At 50.0% G+C, this 23,727-nt stretch carries 25 protein-coding genes and 1 pseudogene; 20 read left to right on the top strand and 6 right to left on the bottom strand.

Annotated features, from left to right (window positions below; genetic code table 11):
* The first annotated feature begins 196 nt into the window (after positions 1–196).
* The 3 genes from tet(40) (at position 197) to KQI10_RS09840 (ending at position 2,623) form a co-directional block, all read left to right on the top strand.
* Positions 197–1,417 (top strand): tetracycline efflux MFS transporter Tet(40), encoded by a 1,221-nt coding sequence (gene tet(40), locus KQI10_RS09850; RefSeq protein WP_195638855.1) that lies wholly within the window; start codon positions 197–199, stop codon positions 1,415–1,417.
* A 395-nt stretch (positions 1,418–1,812) separates the two neighbouring features.
* Positions 1,813–2,241 carry an MmcQ/YjbR family DNA-binding protein gene (locus KQI10_RS09845; protein ID WP_195638854.1) on the top strand — a complete coding sequence of 143 codons (429 nt, stop codon included), beginning with the start codon at positions 1,813–1,815 and terminating at the stop codon, positions 2,239–2,241.
* Positions 2,210–2,623, top strand: coding sequence for a hypothetical protein (locus tag KQI10_RS09840; protein WP_195638853.1), 414 nt, complete (start codon positions 2,210–2,212; stop codon positions 2,621–2,623). The genes KQI10_RS09845 and KQI10_RS09840 overlap by 32 nt, the downstream gene beginning before the upstream one ends.
* 70 nt (positions 2,624–2,693) lie before the next feature.
* Here KQI10_RS09840 and KQI10_RS09835 read toward each other — a convergent pair whose 3' ends face one another.
* Together KQI10_RS09835 and KQI10_RS09830 are read right to left on the bottom strand one after the other, a co-directional pair.
* Positions 2,694–3,206, bottom strand: coding sequence for an ImmA/IrrE family metallo-endopeptidase (locus tag KQI10_RS09835; protein ID WP_330612939.1), 513 nt, complete (start codon positions 3,204–3,206; stop codon positions 2,694–2,696).
* A 45-nt stretch (positions 3,207–3,251) separates the two neighbouring features.
* A complete protein-coding gene (locus tag KQI10_RS09830; RefSeq protein WP_002576372.1) occupies positions 3,252–3,668 on the bottom strand; it encodes a helix-turn-helix domain-containing protein in 417 nt (138 codons plus the stop codon).
* Positions 3,669–3,869: 201 nt separating this feature from the next.
* On the opposite strand from KQI10_RS09830, the gene KQI10_RS09825 reads away from it, so the two are divergent.
* From KQI10_RS09825 to KQI10_RS09810, 4 genes are all read left to right on the top strand, one after another.
* Complete coding sequence (locus KQI10_RS09825) at positions 3,870–5,105, top strand: DNA polymerase IV (protein WP_147601755.1); 1,236 nt, start codon at positions 3,870–3,872, stop codon at positions 5,103–5,105.
* An 81-nt stretch (positions 5,106–5,186) separates the two neighbouring features.
* Positions 5,187–5,447 carry a hypothetical protein gene (locus KQI10_RS09820; protein WP_013274265.1) on the top strand — a complete coding sequence of 87 codons (261 nt, stop codon included), beginning with the start codon at positions 5,187–5,189 and terminating at the stop codon, positions 5,445–5,447.
* Positions 5,444–6,175 carry an ImmA/IrrE family metallo-endopeptidase gene (locus KQI10_RS09815; RefSeq protein ID WP_195638851.1) on the top strand — a complete coding sequence of 244 codons (732 nt, stop codon included), beginning with the start codon at positions 5,444–5,446 and terminating at the stop codon, positions 6,173–6,175. The genes KQI10_RS09820 and KQI10_RS09815 overlap by 4 nt, the downstream gene beginning before the upstream one ends.
* A gap of 473 nt (positions 6,176–6,648) precedes the next feature.
* The gene (locus KQI10_RS09810) at positions 6,649–6,939 is read left to right on the top strand and encodes a helix-turn-helix domain-containing protein (protein WP_002576367.1); all 291 of its coding nucleotides are present in this window, start codon (positions 6,649–6,651) and stop codon (positions 6,937–6,939) included.
* On the opposite strand, the gene KQI10_RS11980 is transcribed toward KQI10_RS09810, so the two are convergent.
* Positions 6,917–7,393 carry an ATP-binding protein gene (locus KQI10_RS11980; RefSeq protein ID WP_195638850.1) on the bottom strand — a complete coding sequence of 159 codons (477 nt, stop codon included), beginning with the start codon at positions 7,391–7,393 and terminating at the stop codon, positions 6,917–6,919. The two genes, KQI10_RS09810 and KQI10_RS11980, sit on opposite strands and share 23 nt — an antisense overlap.
* 139 nt (positions 7,394–7,532) lie before the next feature.
* On the opposite strand from KQI10_RS11980, the gene KQI10_RS09800 reads away from it, so the two are divergent.
* From KQI10_RS09800 to KQI10_RS09770, 7 genes are all read left to right on the top strand, one after another.
* Entirely contained in the window at positions 7,533–8,684 is a 1,152-nt protein-coding gene (locus tag KQI10_RS09800; RefSeq protein ID WP_008396556.1) for an ATP/GTP-binding protein, read from the top strand.
* 159 nt (positions 8,685–8,843) lie between these two features.
* The gene (locus KQI10_RS09795) at positions 8,844–9,947 is read left to right on the top strand and encodes a hypothetical protein (protein ID WP_005929771.1); all 1,104 of its coding nucleotides are present in this window, start codon (positions 8,844–8,846) and stop codon (positions 9,945–9,947) included.
* Positions 9,937–10,446: a hypothetical protein gene (locus KQI10_RS09790; protein WP_005929767.1), complete on the top strand. Its 510-nt coding sequence runs from the start codon at positions 9,937–9,939 to the stop codon at positions 10,444–10,446. Before KQI10_RS09795 ends, KQI10_RS09790 begins: the two co-directional genes overlap by 11 nt.
* 561 nt (positions 10,447–11,007) lie before the next feature.
* Complete coding sequence (locus KQI10_RS09785) at positions 11,008–11,430, top strand: type II toxin-antitoxin system PemK/MazF family toxin (RefSeq protein ID WP_002576364.1); 423 nt, start codon at positions 11,008–11,010, stop codon at positions 11,428–11,430.
* The gene (locus KQI10_RS09780) at positions 11,423–11,653 is read left to right on the top strand and encodes a hypothetical protein (RefSeq protein WP_002576363.1); all 231 of its coding nucleotides are present in this window, start codon (positions 11,423–11,425) and stop codon (positions 11,651–11,653) included. The genes KQI10_RS09785 and KQI10_RS09780 overlap by 8 nt, the downstream gene beginning before the upstream one ends.
* Before the next feature lie 71 nt (positions 11,654–11,724).
* Positions 11,725–12,933: a site-specific integrase gene (locus KQI10_RS09775; protein WP_216567235.1), complete on the top strand. Its 1,209-nt coding sequence runs from the start codon at positions 11,725–11,727 to the stop codon at positions 12,931–12,933.
* Positions 12,934–13,080: 147 nt separating this feature from the next.
* Entirely contained in the window at positions 13,081–14,292 is a 1,212-nt protein-coding gene (locus KQI10_RS09770) for a site-specific integrase (RefSeq protein WP_002576360.1), read from the top strand.
* Between the two features lie 404 nt (positions 14,293–14,696).
* Here the strand turns inward: KQI10_RS09770 and KQI10_RS11875 are convergent.
* Positions 14,697–14,873, bottom strand: a pseudogene (locus tag KQI10_RS11875) (hypothetical protein); the annotation flags it as partial.
* A gap of 98 nt (positions 14,874–14,971) precedes the next feature.
* Positions 14,972–17,194, bottom strand: coding sequence for an anaerobic ribonucleoside-triphosphate reductase (gene nrdD / locus KQI10_RS09760; protein WP_216567233.1), 2,223 nt, complete (start codon positions 17,192–17,194; stop codon positions 14,972–14,974).
* Between the two features lie 285 nt (positions 17,195–17,479).
* Between nrdD and KQI10_RS09755 the strand changes: the two genes are divergently transcribed.
* The 3 genes from KQI10_RS09755 to KQI10_RS09745 all read left to right on the top strand — a co-directional run bounded on the left by KQI10_RS09755 (position 17,480) and on the right by KQI10_RS09745 (position 20,536).
* The gene (locus KQI10_RS09755; RefSeq protein WP_216567232.1) at positions 17,480–18,499 is read left to right on the top strand and encodes an aldose epimerase family protein; all 1,020 of its coding nucleotides are present in this window, start codon (positions 17,480–17,482) and stop codon (positions 18,497–18,499) included.
* Positions 18,500–18,508: 9 nt separating this feature from the next.
* Positions 18,509–19,585, top strand: coding sequence for an acyltransferase (locus KQI10_RS09750; protein ID WP_216567231.1), 1,077 nt, complete (start codon positions 18,509–18,511; stop codon positions 19,583–19,585).
* A 114-nt stretch (positions 19,586–19,699) separates the two neighbouring features.
* Positions 19,700–20,536: a hypothetical protein gene (locus tag KQI10_RS09745; protein WP_216567230.1), complete on the top strand. Its 837-nt coding sequence runs from the start codon at positions 19,700–19,702 to the stop codon at positions 20,534–20,536.
* Between the two features lie 114 nt (positions 20,537–20,650).
* Here the strand turns inward: KQI10_RS09745 and rpmB are convergent, their stop codons facing one another.
* Positions 20,651–20,839, bottom strand: a complete 189-nt coding sequence (gene rpmB / locus KQI10_RS09740; RefSeq protein WP_021888798.1) for a 50S ribosomal protein L28 — start codon at positions 20,837–20,839, stop codon at positions 20,651–20,653.
* Between the two features lie 199 nt (positions 20,840–21,038).
* On the opposite strand from rpmB, the gene hprK reads away from it, so the two are divergent.
* The 3 genes from hprK to KQI10_RS09725 are packed head-to-tail and all read left to right on the top strand — an operon-like array spanning position 21,039 to position 23,685.
* Positions 21,039–21,980 carry an HPr(Ser) kinase/phosphatase gene (hprK, locus tag KQI10_RS09735; RefSeq protein ID WP_371818400.1) on the top strand — a complete coding sequence of 314 codons (942 nt, stop codon included), beginning with the start codon at positions 21,039–21,041 and terminating at the stop codon, positions 21,978–21,980.
* The gene (locus KQI10_RS09730) at positions 21,977–22,954 is read left to right on the top strand and encodes an RluA family pseudouridine synthase (protein ID WP_216567228.1); all 978 of its coding nucleotides are present in this window, start codon (positions 21,977–21,979) and stop codon (positions 22,952–22,954) included. Before hprK ends, KQI10_RS09730 begins: the two co-directional genes overlap by 4 nt.
* Positions 22,951–23,685, top strand: a complete 735-nt coding sequence (locus KQI10_RS09725) for a Type 1 glutamine amidotransferase-like domain-containing protein (RefSeq protein WP_216567227.1) — start codon at positions 22,951–22,953, stop codon at positions 23,683–23,685. The genes KQI10_RS09730 and KQI10_RS09725 overlap by 4 nt, the downstream gene beginning before the upstream one ends.
* The last annotated feature ends 42 nt before the right edge of the window (positions 23,686–23,727 follow it).

The following is a 23,727-nucleotide window of genomic DNA, read 5'->3' as shown; positions in this document are numbered from 1 at the left end:
TAATACCGAGTAAAAAAAGCCGCTGCTTTTGGCTTTCCAATAGCGGCGGCTTAATGCAAGCGGCGGCAAAGGGAAATAAGTCTTTTAACGGCGCTTTGGGCACTTTAGGAGGCCTTTTCTAAAATCACTGTTAGAAAGGGCTGAGAAGCTTGTTTCACAAAACAACCCACTGATTCGTAAAGGAGGATGTAACTTCATGTTTGCTAAAAATTCAAAGGCATATTCTGTCTACCTGCTGTTCCGATTTGTCTGTTCCCTGGCGGTTTCTATGTCCACAGTGCTTTCCATCGTGTACCACCTGGAGGTGGTGCAGCTGGATCCTTTCCAGCTTGTCCTGGTAGGGACGGTTCTGGAGACCTCCTGCTTTCTGTTCGAGATACCCACCGGTGTGGTGGCGGATTTGTATAGCCGTCGGCGCTCGGTGCTGATTGGAATGTTCCTCTACGGCCTGGGCTTTCTGATGGAGGGTGCGCTACCGTGGTTCGCGCCGGTTCTGCTGGCCCAGGTTGTCTGGGGTTGCGGTGATACCTTCATCACCGGCGCTCTGGAGGCGTGGATTGCCTCGGAGGAAGAGGACAAACCCATAGACAAGGTGTTCCTGCGGGGCAGTCAAATGGGGCAAATCGGCGGCGTTCTGGGCGTGGTGCTGGGCACACTGCTGGGAAACATAAACCTGCAAATGCCTATCATCTTGGGGGGCAGTTTGTGCTTGTTGTTGGGGCTGGTGATGGTTCGCATCATGCCAGAAACCAACTTCTCCCCTGCTATTGAGGAACGGCAGGGCTTGCTTAAAGACTTTGTCTGCCTGTTCAAGCTCAACCTGGGCTTTGTGAAAGGCGAACCTGTGTTGCTGGCGCTCTTAGCAATCACACTATGCGGGGGACTTGCCAGTGAAGGCTTTGACCGGCTCTCCACCGCTCATTTTCTGGATGACACGGTAATACCCGTTATCGGGCCGCTGAACAGCGTCACTTGGTTCGGTGTTATCAGTCTTATCGGCAGCGGCTTAGGTATTCTGGCTTCTCAGTTGCTCATCGCCCGCATGGAGAAAAAAGGGACTGTCAGCCGAACCAGTGTGGTCATGTCCACCAGCGCCGGGTATATCCTGTGCCTGGTTCTCTTCGCGGTGGGGCGGAGCTTTTGGTTCATGTTGTTGATGTTCCTGCTGGCGGGGCTTATGCGCACCATCAAGGAGCCTGTGCTGGCCGCCTGGATGAACGACCATGTGGATGAGAAAATGCGCGCCACAGTCTTTTCCACCAGCGGACAGCTGGACTCTTTCGGGCAGATCATCGGCGGGCCTATTGTGGGGCTGGTAGCCCAGCAGGTGTCCATACCCTGGGGGCTGGTCTGTACCGCTTTCCTGCTGTTGCCCGCGCTGTTCTTAGTGCCGGTGGCGGGAAAGAAGCGGGATTGATATGGCATAGTTAAGTTTACTGACGAGCGGGAGATTACTTCCGCTCGTCTTCATTTAGTAGCGCAAAATTTGAGGACTCTTTATTTCCTTATTCGGTATAGCGGAGGCGGCTGTCAATTCGACATAATTTTCTTGTGATACTTTAAGATACTACCTATACAAGGAAATATAGATAGTCCAGCAACGCACAAGTTGATAGTTGATATCATGGAGGGTGGCCAAGAAGCTTTTGAGCGCAGACAAATGATCTACACAGCATGGAACTAATGATGTCACGTTCTGTAAGAGCGTATTGTGAAGCTATTGATGAGCTGGAGGCGTTTTTTCTCAATAAGGTCTTGGATGTAAACGCGATTGTAGGGAGAATTTGAGATACAAGTGAGCTGTTATAAGAGATGACACGACAAGAATTATTTACATGGATACGTCAGCAGTACGGAACAGAGCCGGAATACCCCTGGCATGACTGGAATGCTGTGCTGCGGCACAATGACAATAATAAATGGTATGGTGTAGTTCTGGAAGTATCTGCTGATAAGTTGGGATTGTCGGAGGCAGGCATCATTGATGTTCTTAATGTGAAATGTGATCCGCTGCTGATCGGCTCTCTTCGAGGGCAGAACGGCTATTTTCCGGCCTATCACATGAATAAGGAAAAGTGGCTCAGTATTCAGCTTGGCAAACCGGAATTGGATGATGCCATCAAAGACCTGCTTTCTTTGAGCTATGGGCTGACGGCACCGAAGAAGCGAAACCCAAAGTCATCAGCAAAAAATCCGGGAGATTCCGCAAATGGCAAAGAAAAAGAAATTGACGAAGGCTGAGCGAAAGGAAGCGCGCCTACGAAAAGGCAAGCAGTGGCTGCTCACCTATACCGGCTCACCGAAAAAGATGAACAAGTATTATCGGGAACGCTTTCATGTGGATGCTGTGACTGCCGCTAAAGATTTGCAGGAGCTGGGGGTCAACTATACACAGGAGCAGCTCGACCAGATTAAACAGGCTGAAGAACAGCGGCTCCGGCAGCGGAAAATGGAGCGGGAAGCGAAAGAACGGTATGAGGACTGCGATGATCGTTTTGCCTTTATCGCCGGATATACAGATGGCGGCGCGCCGTATGGTGTGATGTGGGAAGAAGTCGGCATTGATCCGGGACTGCCGTTCGAGGAAAAAGTGAAGCTCTATCACATGCAGATGTTAGGCTGATAATTGTGCAGACGGCATCTGCACAATTTGCAACAAAAAGAGGAGCCGGTCAAGACTCCTCGAAGATACGTTATTTCAAAAAGTTGCTTTTATGTTCCAGTGCGTGCAGATTATAACCAAGTGTAGCCAAGTGTGCTACCTTCAGCGCAACCAGATTGATGTCGGTGGACATCGCACTGGCGATCTGCTCGGCTGTATATCCATACTCATAGATGTAGCGAAGAACTTCATCGCTGTCCATCAGGATCTCCGCTGCTACGATGTTGGCTTCATATTCCGGTTTGGATTTCATGTCATAGAGCATGAACTCATGAATCGGGGTGGTTTTCGCCATATTCCGGTGAAGCTGATCATGCCCTAATTCATGTGCGCACACGATGCGCAGCATATTTTCATCCAGACTGTTATTCAGGAAAATAAAGCGATTTCGTTTAATCACCCGGTACATTCCCTTCAGGGAACCGAAATTATCGCAAAGCATGACATTGATACCAAGCTGCCTTGCAATTTCAAAAGGGTCTCTGGAACCGCAGCGTTTTACCAGTTTCTCACCGACCCGTGAAAGCTGTTCCGCATTCATCATACCACCTCCAGTTTACAGTATAGCGAAAAGTGTGTACGATAAATATCACTGATCGGATTTTTTACGCCTCGTTTTCGGGGCGTATTTTTTATTGTTCTCTTTGGCAATCCAGTAGGCATCGGTCAGAGCTTTATAAGCTCCTTCGATGGCATCTTCGCTTAATTCGCCGCCAGCGAACATACCGGTCACTTCGCTGACCAGTTCTTCAATATCTTTCGCTGCTTTTGCGCCGCCTTTTTCATGAGCTTCTACGACATAGGTGCCGCTGCTTCCCAGCAGGTACTCAGTAGTAGTATTCAGCGCATCCGCAATCTTCTGGATCGTGACCATATTGGATGGTTTACGGCTGCCAAGCTCATAATTCTGAATTGTGCGGGCGGTTACACCGGCCTTCTCTGCAAGTTCTACCTGAGTTAAATTGGCTTCTGTTCTTTTTTCTTTCAACCTTTCTTTGAAGACCATAGGAATACCTCTTTCTTTTTTAATAACAAACACGAACACTTTTTCATGAAATCCTATTGACACGAAAAACTGTACTTGCTATAATGACGATGAAAACACGAAATACAATTCGTGTAATTATAGTATCACAAGAAATGCTGTGTGTCAATGCGTTCGTGAAAAGTTGTTCGTGCTTTCACGAACGGAGAGGAGGAATACGAGATGCAAAGAGTGATTCTTCATTGTGATATGAATAATTTCTATGCCTCTGTCGAGTGTATGCTGAACCCGGAACTGAAGAACAAGCCGGTGGCAGTGTGCGGTTCTGTGGAGGAACGGCATGGCATCGTACTTGCGAAGAACTATGCAGCAAAGGCGTTTGGCGTTTCCACGGGAGAGGCAATCTGGCAAGCAAAGCAGAAGTGCCAGGATCTTGTGATCGTGGAGCCGCACTATGAGCAATATATGAAGTTTTCAAAGCTGGCTCGTGAAATATATGGTCGCTATACCGATCAGATCGAGCCGTATGGGATGGACGAATGCTGGCTGGATGTGACCGGAAGCGGCTGCATGGGAACCGGATTTGAAATTGCAGATGAAATTCGCAGAACGGTTAAGTTTGAATTGGGACTTACGATTTCCGCAGGAGTGAGTTTCAACAAGATTTTTGCCAAGCTTGGGTCGGATATGAAAAAGCCGGATGCGATTACCTGCATCGAAGCAGATTCGTTCCGGGAGAAGATTTGGTGTCTTCCCGCCTCTGACTTGCTTGGAGTCGGCAGAGCGACCGAGAAGGTTCTGTCCGGTTATGGGATTCATACCATTGGAGAGCTTGCTGCAACATCGGATGATTTCTTGAAGTGCCGCCTTGGAAAGAATGGACTGGCGATTAAGAAATATGCCAATGGACTGGATGATTCGCCGGTTATGCGTTCCGATTATGTCTCCCCAGTAAAGAGCATTGGGCACGGGATAACGACCATGCAGGATTTGGAAAATAACGCCGAAGTCTGGTGTGTCATGCTGGAGCTGGTGCAGGAAATCGGAACTAAGCTGCGAACGCATAAAAAGAAAGCAGGCGGAATTGCGATTTCCATCCGCAACAATGAGCTTTTCACGAAGGAGTGGCAGTGCCGGATTAGCATTCCGACACAAAGCCCTACCTATCTGGCGAAAACCGCATTTTCTTTGTTTGCAAAGAATTATCAGTGGGAACACCCGATTCGTTCGGTGACGGTTCGGGCAATCAATCTGTTTGAAGAGGATTGTCCGATACAATACGACCTATTCACAGATGTGAAATCACTGGATCGCCAGGAACGGCTGGACGCAGCGATTGAGCAGATTCGATTCCGATTCGGGAAAGATGCGATAAAAAATGGGGTACTTTTTCAGAAAAGCAAGATGCCGACAGAGCGAAAAGTGGATTTGGTCATGCCGACAGGAATGATCGGTTAATACAGCACCGGCAGAATCTGGTGAGTTCTTTGCTAAAAGAAGTCAACACATTCGCCGGTTTACAGAGGAGGAGCGTAGAATATGTCGGAACAGAAATGTAGAAAAGTATATGTACCTGTGAATTTGGATGTGGATGCGGAGGGAAATATCCGTCCGCGTCTGATTCGGTGGATTGACGGACGGGTGTATGAGATCGACCGATTGAAGCATAAGTGCCGGGCTGCTTCCACGAAGGTAGGTGGCTGCGGAATCCGCTATACGGTCATGATCGGTGGGCATGAGAGTTTCCTGTACAACGAAGATGAAAAATGGTTCGTTGAAGCAAAGGAGCCGTGCCTATGATCCTTTCGCAGAAAAACATAGAAGAAATCGCTGTTGCAGTGATAAGAGATTTTCAAAAGTCCTTTTTCGGCAGCGAAGCAGATGATCCGGCAAGGTTCGCACTTCCGACACCCATTGACCAGTTTGCATCCGATTATCTGAACCTGAAGGTGTCATTTCAAAAGTTGTCCTCGGACGGAAGCATCTATGGTCTGACCGCGTATGTGGATACAGAATATCAGATAGAGGTTGATGGAAGTCAGAGGAGCATCTTCCTGAAAACCAATGATGTGGTTCTGGACAAGAGTTTCATTGAACCAGCGAATATTCGGAAACTCTGCGGAAAACGCAGATTTACGCTGGCACATGAGTGCGCTCACCAGATACTGTTTCAGCTGGATTCCGATGACCGAAAGATAGTCTGCCATAAGAGACCGGAAGTGCGAGGAAATGGCTCGCGCGTCTTGAGAACGCAGGAAGATTGGAACGAATGGCAGGCCAATACGCTGGGAGCTGCCATTCTGATGCCTCAGTCAGAAGTGGATCGGGCGATGTGGTTCATCAACAGCAGAAAGCCTCTGACCTGTTATGGATGGCGTTTTTACGACAGTGACCAAGTGAAGATAGATACCTTCTGTGGTGTCTTTGGTGTTTCGAGATCAGCAGCAGCTATCCGATTGGAACAACTGGGCTATCTGAACCGGAAAAAGGATTATGAATATCGTGATCCATTGGAGGTGTGGCCATGAGCAGGAATATCAGAGTATCGGAACCATCTGCGGAAATGCAGATTAAAATCATCCGGGCAAAGGATGCGATTGCTTCGCAAAAGCCCAGGATTGTCAGGTGCCCTTATTGCCGACACAATTCAATCATCGTCTTTGAGGATACCAGAGGACATGTGCAGACCAAATGTAAGGCCTGCGGACGCGAGACCGTCTTCAATGTTTTGGAGATGAGAAGATTACGGAGATTGCAGCTCTACTATTCGTCTTTGAATGGTTGAGATGACAATAAATAACCCTATTAACACAATTTTATAAGTCATAGCTGTGCTGTGGAGCCGCTGACAGGCGAAGTCTTCCGAATGCCGCATGAGACAGAATTATGGGATACCCATGTTCTGTTTTATCGGCACAGGATTTTTCTTCACCGTCATGCGGCTCTTTTTTTGACCTTCCGTCGATCCGGTTCTGTACCGGCTGTGCGGAAGGAGAAACGTATGTATTTTGACGCAAAAGAGTTTGGTAAGAGACTTCACGATGTTCGCACTTCCCGTGGCATTACGCAGGAGGAACTGGCGGTTCGCCTGGGCCTGGCAAGCAAGCAGCATGTCAGCCGCATGGAGAACGGTGAACGCAGCTGCTCTATTGACTTGCTGATTGAACTGTCCTGCATCCTCCATGTCAGCACGGATTATCTTCTGATGGGCAGCGAGCCAAGCAAAGAGGAAGTCAAAAATGATCTTCTTAGTATTATTTCGGAGCTGTCTACGATTGCGAAAAAAATCTAAAAAGCATTAGGTACAATATAACTGCTGACGGCGTAGAATCATGGTGGCTATCTTGGCGGATACCTTGATGGGTGTCATCCTCTAAGTTATCATGGGTTGCGTCATAGGACTTATCATTGGCTGTACCCATGATAGAGTGAGCATGAGTGATTTGAGCACCCTCACTGCCGTGGGCAATAAGGTGGATACAAAGATTCAAAACTGTGTGTGGGATGTCCGGCGATTTATCTTGCTCACTAACTTGGTCATTGACTAAGTTTTTCTGACTAAGTTGGTAATTTACATTTTTCAAGATGACTCTGAAATCTGTTGCCGTTGAGAAAATTTTCGGATTATATGCCGCTGTATATCCAGGCGGCTTTTCGGTTTCCCTGACGATTTTGCGTAGGCCGCTTCCATGACGCTCCATGTATTTCATGCGGTGGAACGGGTCAGCAATCACAGGGCTTGCCATATTGAACGGATACTTTTTAGTGTAAAAAACAAATCAGAAAATAAAAACGGAAAATCCGTTGATATTTTCTGATTTGCGGCGTATAATAAGATTATAAGAAAATAAAAACGAAAAAACTGTTTTTAGAGGAGGACTACCTATGAAAATACTCCGCATCACCGCACAAGGACTCCCATTATTCAAAAAAGACTTGGATATTTGCTTTTATACGCAGCAACGTGTTTGCGAAGAGGACAAAGATAGTCTTTACCGTTTGACGGATAACTACTATCTCCACTCTGCCTGTGCTTTCATTGGAATTAACGCATCTGGCAAGACCTCGGTATTAAAGGTCATTAGCTTGGCCTTAAATATTGTGAAAAATGAGCCCATCAATCATGTGGAGGCAAAAAGCATTCTTGGCGGAGCGAAGAATGTTACAATCCGCACATATTTTTATGATAAGCGTAGCTACGTCTGCTGCTTGGAAACTGTAATTGCGGCAAAGAAGTCGAAAACAGGGGAATATGTGTATTCGATTCTGTCTGAAAGCCTTTGGGAAAAACCGATTGCAACCGTTAAGTCGAAAAAGTATCTGACAGATTTTACAGGAATGAAGCCTGTAGAGCAGCGCAATAGCGATGAAGCATACCTTTCTGATGATGTCAGCTTTGTCATTGCACATAATAAAAAAGCGAATGATACAGTGGAAATATTCAGCCTGCTGTCCTATACGAATGTGAATGTGCTTCCATTTACCGAAGATATTCCATTGGAGGTAATTGCATTTCTCGATCCGACCATTGAGAAATTGTGTTTTGAGCAGACAGAGGGAAAAACATTTATCCACTTGAAGTTTAAGGATGAAGAAGAGATTATCCTGAATAATGCGGCAGACCTTGAGCAGTATCTGTCCTCTGGTACGATTAAGGGTATTATTACATTCTCGATGGTAAAGGAAGTTCTTCATTCAGGTGGTTATCTTCTGGTAGATGAAATAGAGAATCATTTCAACAAGGAAATTGTAACGACCTTAGTGCGCTTCTTTATGGACAGCCGACTGAACAAAAATGGCGGAACGCTTATTTTCACTACGCATTATCCGGAACTGCTGGACGAATATGACCGAAATGACGGAATTTGTATCGTTAGAAACCGTAATGGCATCACAGCAGAAAATTTGAGCTATATATTGAAACGTAATGATATTAAAAAGAGTGATGCTTACCAGAGCGGCTTCCTTGAGGGAACAACGCCAGCATATGAAGCGTATATGCGCTTGAAGAAAAGCCTGGCTGCTTCAATCAATTAAGGAGGTAGCAGAATGGAGTTAGAACTAACAGTATGAGGAACAATATACTGCATGAATGTAAATATTGCTTGGATATGTGGACTATTGTCCTTGAAATGCTCCTTTAAATATGATATCATTAGTTCGTACAAGGCGAAATAATGAAATGGAGGCTCTGACATGATCGTTTTAGACCTTGAGTTAAAGGAAATCTATGGATTTAATGATTTTCATATCAATTTCAGTTATCCCAAAAAGATTGTCAATTCGATTATCGATCAGGAACATCTGAAAGGAAGAGAGCGATTTCGCTATAAGAAGGCTGTAATTCTTATGGGTGCAAATGCTACCGGAAAGACCAGCCTTGGAAAGGCTTTGCTTCGTATTTTTGGATATATGACTGATGGAAATCCAACACCGCTGTATGAGATGGTTGCAGGCGATAAAGGATACTTCAGTATTGATTTTGTGAATGGTGATTATCGCCTGCAGCGGTTGTCAGCTCAGATTGATGCATCCAGTCAGGAGATTGACATTCAGTATCAGACCGCAGACATTGATACGATGGATTCGTATGAAAAATGTGTAAAGAAGCTGAAAGATCAAACAATAGAGGCAACCAGAACCGCTACAGCACTTAAGAAGCTGGTAGGTGCTGTTCGATATCGTTTTGCATATCCTGAAATAGAAAAATCTTTGAAACTTACAGGTGCAAATAAAAGCATCTTGTTGAAGACGCTGCGTGCTGTTATTGGAACGCTTGATCCTACATTGCAGGACGTTAGTTTATCAAAAGATTTGAAGGATACCTTTATTATTCGGCGCGGTGGAACGGAAATCATCATTCAGGAAGGTAAACTGCTGAATCGGGAGATACTGTCCAGTGGTACAGCAGAAGGAATAGATGTCGCAATGTTCCTTGCTGCAATGGCGACAAAAGAAAGCAGTTTCTATTATTGTGATGAACATTTTTCTTATATTCAGAGCGATATTGAAAAACGGATTTTCGGTATTATGCTGGATCGTATCGGAGACGATGAACAATTGATTTTTACAACGCATAATACAGATATGCTGGATTTGAACCTGCCGAAACATAGTTATGTGTTTTTGCGTAAGCATCTGGAGGAAGATGTATATCAGGTTTCTGCTGTTTCTGCATCGGATGTACTGAAACGAAATACAGACTCTTTACGCTGTGCGGTCGAGAATGATGTGTTTGCCTCGCTTCCGCAGGATTCCCTTTTGGACGAGTTGGAAATGGGGTGGGAAGATGAACAATAAGTGCATCTATTATGTAGAAGGCCCCTGTGAACAACAACTGATTGCAGCCTTAAAAGAAGCACCGGAAAGATTGATCCCGGGGAAGATAAAGGTCTTCAATGTGGTGCAGAATTTGATTCCTAAGTCACAGATGTTGTCTATTCAGGCGGGAACGACTGTCGTTTTGGTATTTGATACTGATGTGCCACAGACATCAAACCTTAAAAAGAACTTGGAACTTCTCACCCGGTATTGCGGAAAGCTGAAAATCATTTTTCTTCCACAAGTTCTGAATTTGGAGGATGAATTGGTTCGGTGTACAGACGTGCGAACTGCGATGGAACTGACCAAAAGTGGAAGCGTTAAAAATTTCAAGACGGACTTTTGTAAGATGAAAACAAAAGATTGTCGTTCTATGCTTGAGCGTCATAAGCTGGATTATGCACGATTGTGGATGACAAAAACGCCTGAAGCATTTAGTTTTGTGGAGAATAATAGTTCTCAAATTAAAACATTATAATCTTTGATGCCTCGTTGGGAAACCAACGGGGTATTTTTTTGCCTCAATCTGGCTGTATAGAACACTGAAAAAGTCAAAACGAACCGTAGGTAGTCCTGCAAGGACAACCAAAGTGCGCCTACGAGGCCAACGCGAAATCGGAGGATTCTTGTTAAACTTACTTTGTAAGGACGAAAGTCCGGATGTTCCTTGAAAACTGAATACTCATTCTTCAGGTACATTCCTGTTTGGTCGAGCCTTCGACTGCACGCCATGAAGCCCATCGGGGCGATAGCGGTTTCGCAGAAGCAAATGCCGGATTGCAACCGGCGGCGGTGTTAAAACCAGACAGGGACAATGATACTTCCGTAATTCGCGGTCCGGCCATAAGGAAGGCGGGATGGTTAAATTCCAATGGAGCAGTGAAGCACACTGCCGCCTGTGAGAAATCCTACATCTCTGGGGTGATAAGAAAAAGTACAGAGAAACCATATTTTCAGAAAGCACTGCTGGGTGCTGTATCAGCATGATACCTGGCAGGCTTTATCCATATCAGTGTATGGAGATTGGAGACAACAGCAAATGAAAGAAAACTGGGTTTATCGGCGAGGTGATTTATATCTCGCCAATCTCGGTGTTCCGGTCGGATCAAAGCAGGGCGGTGTTCGTCCTGTTGTGGTTCTTCAGAATGATGTCGGCAATTATTATGCGCCGACGATCACGATTGCTCCGCTGACATCGAAAATTGAGAAGAAGCGAAAGCAGCCAACACATTTCTTTCTCCGTAAAGCAAAGGGACTGGCAAAACCGTCTATGGTATTGGCAGAACAGCTCGACACCTGCGACAAGATATGCGTGATTCGCTATCTTGGGCGGGTAAGTAAGGGGCAGATGCGTGGGATTGACGAAGCTGTAAGGATTCAGCTTGGTTATTATATTCCGGAACAGGCAGAGAAAAAAAGACAGGGCAAATGCCGAAAGGATGGCGAAGAAGGCGATGGATAAACTGATTACAAGGAAGGAAGCAGCCAGTATATTGGGAATCAGCGTAAAAACACTGGATGCTGCAAGAACAGACGGGTTGATCTCCTATGTTCAGTATGTGGAAAACGGCTGCGTTTATTTCACGGAAGTGGGGATTCAGGAGTACATTGCAAAATGTACGCACCGTGCAAAACCGATGGAACGTGCTGCGACATATCGCAAACCTCGAAGCTTTCGGCGGTGAAAATCGACATCGTTGAGTATGAACGATGAATCCGCAATAATGAAAGCAACAACAGGATTGGAGGTAATGATATGGCGGCAAGAAGAATGATGCTTCCCGATTATGGTACGGTGAGTATGAAGGGAACGCAGTATTATCGAACCCGTGTGACAGATCAGCAGGGACGGCGGGTTTCCTTATATGCAAGAACGAGAGAGGAACTGTACCAGAAGGAACAGGAAGCGATCCAGCAGATTGAGAACAAGACGTATCGCCGCAGTACACCTACAGTGGAGGAGTATTGCGAGAAATGGCTGCTGATGCAGTCGGCACAGATCAGGATGACAACGCTGATTGACTATACATCGAAAGTGAAGAACTACATCATTAAGCCATTGGGCGATATGCATATGGGAGATGTAACAGCAGATGACATTCGCCTGGCACTGCTGGCGGCATCAAAAAAGTCGGCATCCGTGTACAAATCGGTGAACGTTATATATAAGTGTATTTTTACGGCAGCAATGGAGAGTAAGATCATTGATGAGAATCCGACCATCTATCTGAAGAAGAATGTGGGCGGGATTCCCCAGAAGGACCGCCTCCCGCTTACGGATGAGCAGGTGGATAAGCTGCTGGATGCCATTTACGGCTTACCGCCGTATGTGTTCGTGATGCTGGGGCTGTACGCAGGATTGCGGAGAGAAGAAATCCTCGGACTTCAATGGGATTCGGTGTATCTTGATTGCGAGGCTCCGTACCTTACCGTTCGGAGAGCCTGGCATACGGAGCATAATCGTCCGGTGATTCTGACAGAGCTGAAAACAAAGGCAGCGCATCGGAATGTCCCTCTGCCGGACAATCTTCTGGAATGTCTGAAAGAGGCGAAGAAGACATCGACATCGGATTTTGTGGTTGCAAACCGGGATGGAGACCCGTTGTCCTATACGCAGTTCAAGAGATTATGGCAGTATATCGTAACCCGTACCACCAAGGAACGCTGCTATTATCGCTATGAAGATGGCAAGAGGGTGAAGCATACGGTGAAGCCGGTTCTGGGGCAAAAGGCAGCACACAATGGAAATGTGGTTTACAGTCTGGACTTTGAGGTGACTCCGCATCAGCTGCGGCACACCTACATTACGAATCTGATTCATGCTTCGGTTGATCCGAAGACGGTTCAGTATCTTGCCGGTCATGAAAGCAGCAAGATCACCATGGATATTTACGCCAAGGTGAAATATAATCGCCCAGAGCAGCTCGCAGGAGTGCTGGAAGATGCTTTTGCATCGTGGGATTAAGAGTAAATCAGAAAAAACTTGGGGCAGGGATGGTCAAAAATCCCTGCCCTTTTTACATACATTCGACATCCTTGAAGGAAGTGGTGTACGTCATGATAATAAGAGTAGCAACACCCAATGTATGAAGATAGACGAGGAGGAGAACACATGGCTAAAGGAAAAAAGCGCCCTGCTGAACTTCCGGAATACGGAACAGTGATGATGAAGGGGGTACAGTATTACCGCACCCGGATTACAGATGCAGACGGAAAGAGAGTGGCGATTTATGGGCTGACACGCGAAGAATTATATGACCGGGTGGAAGATGCCCAGAAGAAAATTGCAGAAGTGGTTTTCCACAGAGAGAATCCGACCGTGGAGGAGTACTGCGAAAAATGGCTGCTGATGCGGTCTGGAACGGTAAGAACCAATACGTTGGAGGGATACGAGCGGATGGTGAATCGGTACATCGTGGGGCCGATTGGACAGATGTATATGGATGAGGTGACCACAGATGACCTGCGGCTGCTGATGGTTCCGCTATCAAAAGGTTCTTCCGGAATGTATGGCCAGCTCAATATGCTGATTAAGAACATTTTTAATTCGGCAGAAGAGAGCAAGGTGATCAAAGAAAATCCATCCAAAACGATTTGTGCAAGAGGCGGAAAGCCTGCGAAACGGCGCGAAGCTTTGACGGATGAACAGACTGCCATTTTGCTGGATAGCATTCGTGAGCTTCCACCGTATGTTTTCGTGATGATCGGCTTGTACGCGGGACTGCGTAGAGAAGAGATTCTCGGATTGAAATGGGACTGTGTATTCCTGGATGAAAAAACGCCGTACATTTCCGTAAGGCGTGCATGGCATGTGGAAGGCGGTGCGCCGGTAGTCAACACACTTTTGAAGACTCCGGCAGCGAAGCGAGATGTTCCGATTCCCAAATGCCTGGTAGCCTGTCTCAAGGAAGCAAGGGAAAAATCAGAATCGGAATATGTGATCTCGAATTCGAAGGGAACTGTTTTGACGGAAACACAGTTTGTGAGGGTCTGGAAGTACATAACAGTTCGTTCTACTGCAGAACGCTGTTATTACACCTATGTAAATGGACAGTCCATCAAGCATAGAATAAAGCCAAGGCTTGGTGAGCATCAGCCGAACAATCCCAAGCTGGTGTATACGATGGACTTCAAGGTGACTCCGCACATGCTGCGGCACACCTACATCACCAATCTGATTTACAAAGGTGTTGATCCTAAGACGGTGCAGTATCTGGCAGGCCATGAGAACAGCAAAACGACTATGGACATCTATGCGAAAGTCAAGTATAATAAACCTGAAGAATTGAGCAGCGTTGTGAATGCAGCATTCGGGCTGCGTTAAACGGCACCAAAAATTTCGCGATTTCGTGGGTTTACCTATGGGTTTACTGAGAGAGGAAAGCCCGAAAAACCGCATGAATACTGGTCTTTTTGGATCAAGGTCAGGTGAGTACGGCTTGAAGGCCGCCCGTCGCGCTCCTCAGTTCTCCAAGAGATAATTGGGCGCGATTTTCAATCAAATTGCTTCAAAAACCCCGGAAAATCAAGGTTTTCCGGGGTTTTCCATATCATCTTGGCTGATTCGGTTTGTCGGATTTTTACCTGATTTGACCAGCTTTGACCCCGTTTTTTTGTTTTAATAAGTGGGCAAGTGGCCATTTTGGACCCCATTTGTGTTAAAAATTAGGGCAAAAATCGGCGCTGAACAGGCTTCATCATGGGACTTCAGCTCTTATTTTAAGTGATTCAAGACAACACCAAAGCGTATAGGCAGTAAAGGATATACCATTCCCGCAGATCCATGATCGGATCTGCGGGAATGATAACCACATTCTGAATCCATCCCAGCTTCATAGCACGGGACAGCAGAGCAGAATGATTTTCGTAAGTACGGTAAAAATCCCGCATTCTGCGAAGACTCCGGGGAGAGAAACCTTATTCTCAGCAGCTTGAACAACTTCTATGAAAATTATTTGTTTGACCTTTCGGGGTCACTTCATTTCCTTGCCGCTCTGTAAATCTTACAGATGCAGAACCCGATCCTTGATCTCCTGGGTTCTTCCCTGATTCCAGAACTGGGTGCCGATGTAGCCGCAGGTACGCCGGGCCACATTCATCTTGTTCTGATCCCGGTTACCACACTGGGGGCAGACCCAGACCAGCTTGTGGTCGTCCTCCCGAATCTCGATCTCGCCGTCGTAGCCGCAGACCTGGCAGTAGTCGGACTTGGTGTTCAGCTCGGCATACATAATATTGTCATAGATGAACTGCATGACCTCCAGAACAGCATCGATGTTGTTCTGCATATTGGGCACTTCCACATAGCTGATGGCGCCGCCGGGGGAAAGCTGCTGGAATTCCGCCTCAAAGCGCAGCTTGGTAAAGGCATCGATCGGCTCGGACACATGGACATGGTAAGAGTTCGTAATGTAACTCTTGTCCGTAATGCCGGGGATGATGCCGAAGCGATTCTGCAGGCACTTCGCAAACTTGTAGGTGGTGGATTCCAGAGGCGTTCCGTACAGGGAATAATCTATATTCTCTGCGGTCTTCCATTCCAGGCACTTGTCGTTCATCTTCTGCATGACGGACAGGGCAAAGGGCTTCGCCTCGGCATCCGTATGGGATTTTCCGGTCATATACTTAACGCACTCATAGAGGCCCGCATACCCCAGGGAAATGGTGGAATAGCCGCCGTAGAGCAGCTTGTCGATGGGCTCGCCCTTTTGCAGTCTGGCCAAAGCGCCGTACTGCCACAGAATGGGGGCCGCGTCAGACAGGGTTCCCTTCAGGCGATCATGGCGGCACCGCAGCGCTTTATGGCACAGCTCCAGCCGCTCTTCGAAAATTTCCCAGAATTTGTCCACATCCCTGCCGGAGGACAGGGCCACGTCCACCAGATTCAGCGTCACAACGCCCTGATTGAACCGACCGTAGTACTTGGGCTTGCCCGGCTCATAATTCTTGGCCCCCGCCACATTATCCCAGCCGTTGCCGGAGCGGTCCGGAGTCAGGAAGCTGCGGCAGCCCATGCAGGTATACACATCGCCATTGCCCGGCGTCTCGCCCTTGGACAGCTTGTACTCCTTCATCTTCTTCTCACTGATGTAGTCAGGCACCATCCGCTTGGCGGTGCACTCGGCAGCCAGACGGGTCAGGTACCAATAGGGCGTATCCTTCCGGACGTTGTCCTCCTCCAAAACATAAATGAGCTTGGGGAAAGCGGGGGTGATCCACACGCCCTTTTCGTTCTTCACGCCTTCGTAGCGCTGGCGCAGAGTCTCCTCGATGATCATGGCCAGGTCCTTCTTCTCCTGTTCATTCCGAGCCTCGTTCAGGTACATGAAGACCGTAATAAAGGGAGCCTGACCGTTGGTGGTCATCAGGGTAACGACCTGGTACTGAATGGTCTGCACGCCCCGGCGGACCTCGTCGCGGAGCCGATCCTCCACAACCTTGGAGATGGCCTCCTCGCTGGGAGAAACGCCGAACTCCTTCATTTCCTTTTCCACGCTGCGGCGAATCTTCTCCCGGCTGATCTGGACAAAGGGGGCCAGATGGGTCAGGGAGATAGACTGGCCGCCGTACTGGTTGGAGGCCACCTGGGCAATGATCTGGGTGGCGATATTGCAGGCAGTGGAGAAGGAATGGGGCTTCTCAATCAGGGTACCGGAGATGACGGTGCCGTTCTGCAGCATGTCTTCCAGATTCACCAGATCGCAGTTGTGCATATGCTGGGCATAGTAATCGGAATCGTGGAAATGGATAATGCCCGCCTCGTGGGCCGCCACGATTTCCCGGGGCAGCAGGATCCGGCTGGTGATGTCCTTGGAGACCTCGCCCGCCATATAGTCCCGCTGGACGGCGTTGATGGTGGGGTTCTTATTGGCATTCTCCTGCTTGACCTCCTCGTTGTTGCACTCGATGAGGCTCAGGATGCGGTCATCCGTGGTGTTGGACTGGCGGGCCAGGTTCCGGACGTACCGGTAGGTGATGTACTCCTTGGCCACCTCAAAGGCCCCGTGGGCCATAATGGACTTCTCCACCAGGTCCTGGATCTCCTCCACGGAAGGGCTGCGGCCCATTTCCTCGCAGGAAACGGTGACGCTTTCGGCAATACGGCTGATCTGAACAGGGGTCAGACGAACCTTTTCCTCCACAGCATTGTTGGCCTTGGAAATGGCTTTGTTAATCTTTTCAATATCAAAAACGACCTCTGTTCCGTTTCTTTTAATGATTTTCATGGTGCGGTCCTCCTTTGGGAAATTGTCTCTTCGCTGCCCTATTATACTACATCTTGTGGTTTTGTCAAGACGCAACCACTAAATGTAGTGGTCGGACTTTTGGCAGAGAATAATTTGAAAGTTTACGGGCCTGATGTATCCCCGTATTTTCTCCGGAATGTTTGCGTTTTGCCCCCGGGGTAAAAAGAAAGCATTGTAATTCCAATGAGAATATAGTATAATGAAATCGTATAGTCTTAACATAATTCCAGCAGTTCCGCAAAGAAAGTGAAAGTGAGCGTTTTTATGGAAATGAAATTCGGCAATCTGCACAGCGGCGAAGCCGCTTCCCTCTATACCATCCAGAACGGCGGCATTACAGCCAAAATCACAGACCTGGGTGCTACACTGGTGGAGCTCTGGGTCCCGGACGCTGCCGGAAATCTGGCGGATGTGGTCCTTGGATACGACAATGCGGAAGGGTATGAGCAAAATGGGGGCTTTCTGGGCGCCACCGTAGGCCGGAATGCCAACCGCATTGGCGGCGCCCGGTTCCCTCTGGACGGCAAGACCTGCGTTCTGACCCCCAACGAAGGAGAGAACAACCTGCACTCCGGCCCCGCGCCCTACAATGTACGGCTTTGGACAGTACTCGACCATGAACAGGACGCTGTCACCCTTTCCCTGCTGAGCCCGGATATGGACCAGGGTTTCCCGGGAAATGCCCGCATCACCGTGACCTACCGTCTGGACGGCGAGGGCGGTCTGCACATTCTCTACCGGGGCGTCAGCGACAAGGACACCGTCTTCAATATGACGAACCACAGCTATTTCAATCTGGCGGGACAGGAGAAGACCGAAAAGGCCATCCATCAGATTTTGTCCATGCCAGCCCGGCACTTCTGTCCGGATGACGCGGAAAACATCCCCACCGGCGAAGAGCGCCCGGTAGCAGGCACCCCTATGGATTTCCGGGTGCCCAAGCCCATCGCCCGGGATCTGGACGCGGACTACGAGCCTCTGCACCTGCAGGGCGGTTACGACCATAATTTTGAGGTCTTCTGCAGTCCCTGCGCAACTCTGACGGACCCGGACTCCGGCCGCGGCATGGCCGTCTATACGGACTGTCCGGGCATTCAGCTCTACTCCGGCAACTATCTGAACCAGACCGGCAAGGGCGGCGTGTATTACGGAAAGCACAGCGGCATCGCTCTGGAAACCCAGTTCTACCCCGACGCCCTGAACAAGCCCAACTGGAAAAAGCCCATTGTCCCCAGAGAAAAAGTATACACCAGCGAGACCATTTACCGGTTCTCCTGGAAGTAAGGAGCCGCCATGCAGAACGTTCCGACGTCCAGGCAATACCCGGCCGTGGATATCGCAAAGCTCCTTTGTGCCGTCCTGATTGTCATGATCCATGTGCCGCCCTTCGGCAGCGCCAACGCAACGCCTCTTGCCCAGGCCGGAAATTTTTTCCTGCGCTTTTATCTGGGACGGATCGCGGTACCCTTCTTTTTCATCTCCGCCGGATTCTTTCTGTTTCGTAAAACAGATCCCACGGCTTACGATCCGACACCCTGCAGACAATACATTCTCCGCATTCTGCGGCTTTACGGCGTCTGGACGGTGCTCTATCTGCCCTGGGTCATCCGGGATGCCCGGGCAGACGGCAAAACACTTCTGACCGGTACCGTCAGCTTTCTGCGCAATTTTCTGCTGACAGGAAGCTACAATCACCTGTGGTATCTGCCCGCCCTGGCCGTAGCCGTTGCTCTGGTGAGCTGGCTGCTGCGAAAGGGTGTAACCCCGGGGCGCGTTCTCTGTATTTCCTTCCTGCTCTACTGCGTGGGACTTCTGGGCCAAAGCTGGTTCTTTTTGCTCAAGCCCCTGGAGGGTACGGCTCTTTTCTCCGTTCTGAGGCTCTATGGAAAGATCTTCACTACCACCCGCAACGGCGTGTTCTTTGGGTTTCCGTTTGTGGCTTTGGGAATGTATCTCGCCTATCGGCCTTCCGGACTGCGCAAATGGCCTTCCGGCATTCTTTTCCTGGTTTCCATGGCCGCACTCTATCTCGAAGTACGCTTTACGCAGGGAAAAGGCGAAGCGCCGGGACGTGATATGTATGTCTTTCTTGTGCCCGCCGCTTATTTCGCCCTCAGCTTTCTGCTGCGGCTCTCCCCCAAAAGCCATCCGCGTTACCGCGCAATGCGCCCCCTCGCCCTGCTTCTGTACCTGACGCACCTTGCCGTAAACGTAAGCGTGTCCCTGCCCATCCTCGTTCACTTTAATCCCACGGGCTGCACCGGGCTGCAGTTTCCGTTGACGCTTTTTCTGTCTGTGGGGCTGAGCCTTATCCTTCTGAAGCTGTCTCGGAAGCCCCACTTTCAGTGGCTCAAAAAACTTTACCAATAGTGCTGTGACGCAATAACACATTTTTACCCCGGCGCATACACTGTCCCAAGAGAAAGAATTTACGAAAGCTCCGATTTGCAAAAATCGGGGCTTTCGCTTTCAGGAGGTAATCCCATGGCAGATCAATGTACGGACACCCTGCGCTGCAATCCCAACGATCTGCGGCAGGCCATGTCCATCCACACCAGAAAGATCACCGACTCCTGTCGGGACAAAGACTGCATTGAGGACCTGCCGGTCTATCTGACCGCCGGCTCCCAGCGGATGCTAGAAAGCTCCGCCAGTACCCGGGTCCGCTGCGCGGAGCTTCTCAGCACCTACATAGACGTGGAGCCCGTGACCTTTGACCGGAACCACTACTGCATCGACATCACCTTCTACTACCGGGTCCTGGCCGACACCATTGTGGGGGCCAACCGCCCTGCCACGCTGTGCGGTCTGGCAGTCTTCACCAAACGGGTGGTCCTCTGCGGCGAGGAGAGCTGCGCCCACATCTACCGCAGCGATCTGCGGACCTGCACGGCGGAGGCCATTACCCGGAATCTGGCAAACCGGCCCACGGCCGTGGTGGAGGCCCTGGACCCCATGGTCCTGAGCTCCCGGATCCGGGAGGCCTGCGAGTGCGGCGGGCGGGACTGCCCCGTGCAGCTGCCGGACTGGGTCAAGGCCATGTTCGATGAGGACCTGGTGCTCCAGAATGACCGCAGACGGCTCTATGTCACCCTGGGGCAGTTCTCCATCGTCCGGCTGGAACGGGACGCCCAGCTGATCGTGCCTGTTATGGACTACAGCATTCCCACCAAGGAATGCTGTGACTCCGCCGGCTGCGCCGAGGATCCCTGCGAGCTGTTCAGCCGCATCCCCTTCCCGGCTGCCCAGTTCACACCCAGGGGCTGCGACTGCAAGACTCAGGTACGATGCCCCCAGGAGAACAACTGCTGCAATAAGTAAAAAACGCGTCCGCCTTTCAAAAAAGCGGACGCAAAATAAAAACGCTGCCGGGTTATCGGCAGCGTATTTATCAGCCAAGGGAATCAGATGGCCCGTTCAATGTGTATCGAAGAATCAAACCGCTCTTTCGACCTTATTGGAACGGAGGCATCTGGTACAAGCGTACACATGGCAGGGAGTTCCATTGACAACGGCCTTGACCCGCTTCACATTGGGCTTCCAGGCACGGTTGGAACGTCTGTGGGAGTGGGAAACCTTAATACCAAAGGTTACGCCCTTGCCACAAAAATCACACTTCGCCATTCATTGCACCTCCCATCCGGACAATTCGTCAAACTCTTGCGTCAACTCGAACGCCTACATATAATAGCAAAGATTGAAGAAAAAAGCAAGTCCTTTTTTCACTTTTTTCTTATTATTTTTCGGTTGATATTCTTTCGCTCTCTGGTATAATGAAGATGTGCCGTTGCGGCGCATTTTGAAACAAAGGAGCGTGGAAAACGTGGGAGAATACAACGTTACCCTTCCCGCGATTGCAAAAGAATTTCATATGGAGGTCATTTTTGCCTCCACTGACTATAATTCCATCCGCCTGACCGTGGAAGATGTGGCGCGGCCCGGCCTGACACTCTCCGGCTACTTTGACCACTTTGAACCCCGGCGGCTCCAGGTTCTGGGCAACATGGAGTGGAGCTATCTCCAAAAGCAGACGCCTCAGGAACGGACCGTGATCTTCGACCGGCTCTTTGACTACAAAATCCCCGCCCTACTGATCTGCCGCGGCCTGCCCGTGGATCAGGAGTGCCTGGCTATGGCGAAGAAGCACAATATTTCCCTTCTCCGGTCGGACGAGCCCACCAGCAGCTTCTGCTCCTCCCTGATTTCCTATCTTCGGGCAGAGCTGGCTCCCATGGTGACCCGCCACGGCGTGCTCATGGAGATCTATGGCGAGGGTGTTCTGCTTACCGGAGAAAGCGGCATCGGCAAAAGTGAGGCTGCTCTGGAGCTTCTGAAGCGCGGCCACAGGCTCATTGCCGATGACGCCGTGGAGATTCGCAGGATCTCCAGCAGCACGCTTGCGGGCAGCGCCCCGGAGTTGATCCGCAATTACATCGAACTGCGGGGCATCGGCATCGTCAATGTGGCCAAGCTCTTCGGTATGGGCTCCGTGCGCTCCCGGAAAACCATTGACCTGGTGGTGAACATCGTTCCCTGGAACAATCAGGATGCCTATGACCGGCTGGGACTGGAGGAACAGTATATGGAAATTCTGGGGGTCAAAATTCCCATGAACACCATCCCCATTACCCCGGGACGAAATCTGGCCGTGATCCTGGAGGTTGCCGCCATCAACGTCCGCCAGCGCAAACTGGGCTACAACGCGGCTCAGGAGTTTACGGACCAGATCAACAAGCATTTCGCAAGTCTTGAGGGAAAAGAATGAAAGAACTGACAATCGGCCAGAATGACGCCGGTCAGCGGCTGGATCGGTTTTTAGCCAAAGCCGTTCCCCTGCTGCCTGCCTCTCTGGCCCAGAAATACATCCGCCTAAAGCGCATCAAGCGCAACGGCGCCCGTGCCCAACGGGACACTCGCCTGGAAGTGGGCGACACCTTGCAGCTCTACATCAACGACGAGTTCTTCGACACCCCCCGGGAGGACAACGCCTACCTGACCGTAGCCGCCCCCAAGCTGAACATCGTCTATGAGGACGAGCACATTCTTCTTGTGGATAAGCGGCCGGGGCTGGCCGTACATCCCCATGACGGGGCGGAATACGGACGAACGCTGATTGACCAGATCCAGGCCTATCTGTACCAGAAGCACGAATGGCGGCCTCGGGAGGAGCATTCCTTCACTCCCGCCCTGTGCAATCGCATCGACCGGAACACCGGCGGCATTGTTATCGCCGCCAAGACCGCTGAGGCCCTGCGGGTCATGAATCAGAAGATCAAGGACCGGGAAATCGACAAACGCTACCTTTCCATTGTAGAAGGCACGCCAAAGCCCAGGGACGGCAGTCTCAAGGGCTACCTCTTCAAAGACGCGGTGAAAAACCGGGTCTTTGTCACGGACAGTCCCAAGCCCGGGGCCAAGACCTGCCAGACCAATTACAAAACCCTTGCCTCCCGGAACGGTCTTTCTCTGATGGAATGCGAGCTGATTACAGGCCGGACCCATCAGATTCGCGCCCAGTTCGCCCATGCGGGTCATCCTCTTTTGGGTGACGGCAAATACGGCAAGCTGGACAAGCGGTATGACCGGACCTATCAGGCCCTCTATTCCTATCGGCTGACCTTCCGGTTCACCACGGATGCCGGGGCTCTGGAATACCTGAACGGCAAAAGCTTTCAGGTGGAGAACGTAGACTTTGTGGAGGAGTACTTTCCCGGATTTCAGATAGGAGGCAAAGCATGACCCTTTTCATCACCAGCAGTCCCTTCGATGAAGCCGCGGAAACGCCCCTGTTTTCCAATGCCAACGGCTTTGTGGACCGTCTTCGGGCGGCACTTCCGGAATACCCCAGCGTGACCTTCGTGGCCTCTTCCCCGGAACGCCACGACCTCACCTGCCGATTTGGAGCAGACGCCTTTACCGCCCTGGCCAACGCCGGGATCTGCCCAAGCCAGTGGACGGTTCTGGACGGTATGAACGCGGAAGACGCGCCGGAAATTGTATCCTCCAGCGACCTGCTGATTTTCGCCGGAGGCCATGTTCCCACCCAAGCGGCATTTTTCCGGGACATTGCCCTGGATGTGCTTCTGCAGGACTATCCGGGCGTTATCATTGGCATCAGCGCCGGGTCTATGAATATGGCGCGGACCGTTTATGCCCAGCCGGAGGAACCCGGCGAGGCAGTGGATCCGGGCTATGCCCGCTTCTTCCCGGGTCTTGACCTGACGGAGGTCAACGTTCTGCCCCACTACCAGAAGGTCAAGGACGACCTGGTGGACGGTCTGCGGCTTTTTGAAGACATCACCCTGCCGGACAGCCGGGGCCGCTGCTTCTTCGCCATTCCGGACGGCAGCTACTTCTACCAGGACGACAGCTGCCTGATGCTCTGCGGGAAAAGCTGCCTGGTGCGGGACGGCGTTCTCTCGCCCCTGACTCAGGACGGGGAAATATTGAATATGGAGCATTTCGAGTAAAAAACCAGCCTGGAAGCGTCTGTTTGCTTCCAGGCTGGCTGA

The organism is Pseudoflavonifractor sp. MSJ-30, assembly GCF_018918045.1.
Taxonomy (GTDB): Bacteria; Bacillota; Clostridia; order Oscillospirales; family Oscillospiraceae; genus Faecousia.
This window is presented reverse-complemented; position numbering and strand designations above follow the sequence as displayed.

What these genes read in the sequence shown, in the direction of transcription:
- KQI10_RS09845 (WP_195638854.1), top strand. Translation starts at nt 1,813, where the DNA reads ATGACACGACAAGAATTATTTACATGGATACGTCAGCAGTACGGAACA.
- KQI10_RS09840 (WP_195638853.1), top strand. Translation starts at nt 2,210, where the DNA reads ATGGCAAAGAAAAAGAAATTGACGAAGGCTGAGCGAAAGGAAGCGCGC.
- KQI10_RS09835 (WP_330612939.1), bottom strand. Translation starts at nt 3,206, where the DNA reads ATGATGAATGCGGAACAGCTTTCACGGGTCGGTGAGAAACTGGTAAAA.
- KQI10_RS09830 (WP_002576372.1), bottom strand. Translation starts at nt 3,668, where the DNA reads ATGGTCTTCAAAGAAAGGTTGAAAGAAAAAAGAACAGAAGCCAATTTA.
- KQI10_RS09825 (WP_147601755.1), top strand. Translation starts at nt 3,870, where the DNA reads ATGCAAAGAGTGATTCTTCATTGTGATATGAATAATTTCTATGCCTCT.
- KQI10_RS09820 (WP_013274265.1), top strand. Translation starts at nt 5,187, where the DNA reads ATGTCGGAACAGAAATGTAGAAAAGTATATGTACCTGTGAATTTGGAT.
- KQI10_RS09815 (WP_195638851.1), top strand. Translation starts at nt 5,444, where the DNA reads ATGATCCTTTCGCAGAAAAACATAGAAGAAATCGCTGTTGCAGTGATA.
- KQI10_RS09810 (WP_002576367.1), top strand. Translation starts at nt 6,649, where the DNA reads ATGTATTTTGACGCAAAAGAGTTTGGTAAGAGACTTCACGATGTTCGC.
- KQI10_RS11980 (WP_195638850.1), bottom strand. Translation starts at nt 7,393, where the DNA reads ATGGCAAGCCCTGTGATTGCTGACCCGTTCCACCGCATGAAATACATG.
- KQI10_RS09800 (WP_008396556.1), top strand. Translation starts at nt 7,533, where the DNA reads ATGAAAATACTCCGCATCACCGCACAAGGACTCCCATTATTCAAAAAA.
- KQI10_RS09795 (WP_005929771.1), top strand. Translation starts at nt 8,844, where the DNA reads ATGATCGTTTTAGACCTTGAGTTAAAGGAAATCTATGGATTTAATGAT.
- KQI10_RS09790 (WP_005929767.1), top strand. Translation starts at nt 9,937, where the DNA reads ATGAACAATAAGTGCATCTATTATGTAGAAGGCCCCTGTGAACAACAA.
- KQI10_RS09785 (WP_002576364.1), top strand. Translation starts at nt 11,008, where the DNA reads ATGAAAGAAAACTGGGTTTATCGGCGAGGTGATTTATATCTCGCCAAT.
- KQI10_RS09780 (WP_002576363.1), top strand. Translation starts at nt 11,423, where the DNA reads ATGGATAAACTGATTACAAGGAAGGAAGCAGCCAGTATATTGGGAATC.
- KQI10_RS09775 (WP_216567235.1), top strand. Translation starts at nt 11,725, where the DNA reads ATGGCGGCAAGAAGAATGATGCTTCCCGATTATGGTACGGTGAGTATG.
- KQI10_RS09770 (WP_002576360.1), top strand. Translation starts at nt 13,081, where the DNA reads ATGGCTAAAGGAAAAAAGCGCCCTGCTGAACTTCCGGAATACGGAACA.
- nrdD (WP_216567233.1), bottom strand. Translation starts at nt 17,194, where the DNA reads ATGAAAATCATTAAAAGAAACGGAACAGAGGTCGTTTTTGATATTGAA.
- KQI10_RS09755 (WP_216567232.1), top strand. Translation starts at nt 17,480, where the DNA reads ATGGAAATGAAATTCGGCAATCTGCACAGCGGCGAAGCCGCTTCCCTC.
- KQI10_RS09750 (WP_216567231.1), top strand. Translation starts at nt 18,509, where the DNA reads ATGCAGAACGTTCCGACGTCCAGGCAATACCCGGCCGTGGATATCGCA.
- KQI10_RS09745 (WP_216567230.1), top strand. Translation starts at nt 19,700, where the DNA reads ATGGCAGATCAATGTACGGACACCCTGCGCTGCAATCCCAACGATCTG.
- rpmB (WP_021888798.1), bottom strand. Translation starts at nt 20,839, where the DNA reads ATGGCGAAGTGTGATTTTTGTGGCAAGGGCGTAACCTTTGGTATTAAG.
- KQI10_RS09730 (WP_216567228.1), top strand. Translation starts at nt 21,977, where the DNA reads ATGAAAGAACTGACAATCGGCCAGAATGACGCCGGTCAGCGGCTGGAT.
- KQI10_RS09725 (WP_216567227.1), top strand. Translation starts at nt 22,951, where the DNA reads ATGACCCTTTTCATCACCAGCAGTCCCTTCGATGAAGCCGCGGAAACG.